Origin of the sequence: Litorisediminicola beolgyonensis, from assembly GCF_042679605.1 — a bacterium.
Classification (GTDB): domain Bacteria; phylum Pseudomonadota; class Alphaproteobacteria; order Rhodobacterales; family Rhodobacteraceae; genus Litorisediminicola; species Litorisediminicola beolgyonensis.
This window is the reverse complement of sequence record NZ_JBHTMU010000080.1, coordinates 1-2,089: the sequence shown is the minus strand read 5'-3', so window position 1 is coordinate 2,089 and position 2,089 is coordinate 1. Positions and strand designations below refer to the sequence as shown.

Here is a 2,089-nt window from a genome sequence, read left to right as displayed (position 1 = left end):
GATTAGACATATCACCGCTCTGTTTTCGTGCGGTGAATCATGCCCTTCGGCTCAGATCAATGGGTCCTGAGCCTAGCGCCGCAACCAATCGAACCAATGTCAGATTATTGTCTTTTCCAACCGTATCTGATCAAGCCAGCGTTTTCATTCTCAGTCGCCAAGTATCGTAGCGCCTTTTTTGACAATCGACATCTCTCAAAAGTCTGTCTAGTGGCGCGCCCATCTTTTGGGCAGACTTGCAACGTTTCAATGCTGTATCGGTTCTAGGTTTCGTTTTGCTATCTGCGCGTCCGAGTATGCCCTATATGCGCTGTCAAGCGCGCGCCGATCAAGCACGGCATGCGATCGTTTGCTGCTGTAGAACGCCATCCAGCGCATTATCGCAAGCCGAACTTGGAAGTCATCAAAGTTGCCTTCGATTGTAGCTTCAGGTAACAGCACCCCGAAAATCAGATGATCTGATCTACGTCTGTATGCATGCCGGGGTTGCGACGTATCTGAAGTGTGATAGCCTTGAGCGATGCGCTTGGAGGCAGATGTATGATTTTTGAACTACCTTTGGCTTATGAAGTTACCGGAAACGTAAGTACCCAAGATATTTCAGTCGCAATCAATAACAGGATGAGTCAACTCCTGAACGAAGCACCAAAGCTTGCATCAGCGTATCAAAAAGCTCAGCCTTTTCCCCATATCGCTCTAGACAATTTTCTTCCATTAGACGTTATGGACGCGTTGAATGATTGTTTCCCTGAAGCCGAAAGCAATGTTTGGACCAAACTTCCAACGGACGATCAGCGGGGCAAGTGGGCAGCAAATGACGAAGCTTGCTTTCCTCCACAATTAAGGTCCCTCGTTCATGAATTGAATTCTTCAACGTTCTTGAAATTTTTGGAAATTGTCACCGGCATTGATGACCTCATAGTTGATGCTAAATTGTCGGGTGGCGGGCTGCATCGTATCGAACAGGGTGGAAAGCTGAGCGTTCATCTCGACTTCAGTCACAATCCTTCGACCAGATTAAACCGGCGACTTAACTTGCTTCTGTATTTCAATAAGGACTGGAGAGAGGAATATGGGGGCAATCTTGAGTTGTGGCGCTGGGGGAAAGCCTCCGATGAGCGAAGAGCGGAGGTAAAGATATTACCAGTGTACAATAGATGTGCGATTTTTTCCACAAGTCCGATATCATGGCATGGGCATCCAGACCCTCTGACCTGTCCGCCTGGGATGGCTCGCAACTCTCTCGCTCTGTACTATTTCAGTAATGGCCGAGCGAGCGAGGAAGGCGTCGAGCACAACACACTATTTCGATCGACATCCGCGGAAAGGCCCTCTCTAGGAACAAGATTTGTCCGCTTGGCAAGTTCAGGCGTGGTGAAGGATATTATGCCTCCGGTTCTGCACCGCGCTTTGAGAGGAGCTTGGAACCGAAAGGGCGGAAGTGAAAATTAAATAAAAAAATAGATATTATATAGCGGCGGCTCGCCCCTGCGTCATCGGTCCAGCCGGTCGGGTTCGTTATTCAGCACAGTTTCTCACGCTCCCATCGCTGCAACTCCATGAGCGGAAAGTCACGGTCAAGTACTCCAGCGGCGATCTCGGCTCGCACCTGCTCCGCAAAAGCAACAAAGCCGCAATAGGCACGGGCAATTCGGGAGAGCTTAGGCGCGCGCGCTGCTTCGAGGCGGGCGAATCGGTTCAGGAGGGTTCGGGCGATATCCATCGGCCAAACCACGCAAGGTAGCCCGGAGGCGCAGCGCGGCGGCGAGGTTGGCGGTTTCACGGGCTTGTCGAGCTTCCGCAGCTTCAAGTCGGTGCTGGTCCATCACGCGCCGGTCTTCCACAGTCACGGCATAGTCGGGGTCATGACGGCTCGTCTCTTGCAGGTGTCGCACCCAGCAACCCGCGTTGTCGGCCCGTCTGGGACCGTGGCGAGCTGCCGCTCCTGACGTTCGGTCTTCGTGAAGGGCAAGTCTGCGAAGCTGCCCTGTCTCATGCTGATCCAAGCTTCGCTAGGCTCAGGACCCATTGATTGGGCCGGATAGATATGCTCCACCGCACGAAACTGAGCGGTGATATGTCTGATCTC

The 2,089-nt window shown here is 52.2% G+C and carries 1 protein-coding gene; it reads left to right on the top strand.

Annotated elements, in window-relative coordinates; genetic code table 11:
- The first annotated feature begins 540 nt into the window (after positions 1-540).
- A complete protein-coding gene (locus ACFQ4E_RS20445; RefSeq protein WP_386806383.1) occupies positions 541-1,452 on the top strand; it encodes a 2OG-Fe(II) oxygenase in 912 nt (303 codons plus the stop codon).
- The last annotated feature ends 637 nt before the right edge of the window (positions 1,453-2,089 follow it).

Coding starts and splice junctions, on each gene's coding strand:
- ACFQ4E_RS20445 (WP_386806383.1), top strand. CDS start 541: ATGATTTTTGAACTACCTTTGGCTTATGAAGTTACCGGAAACGTAAGT.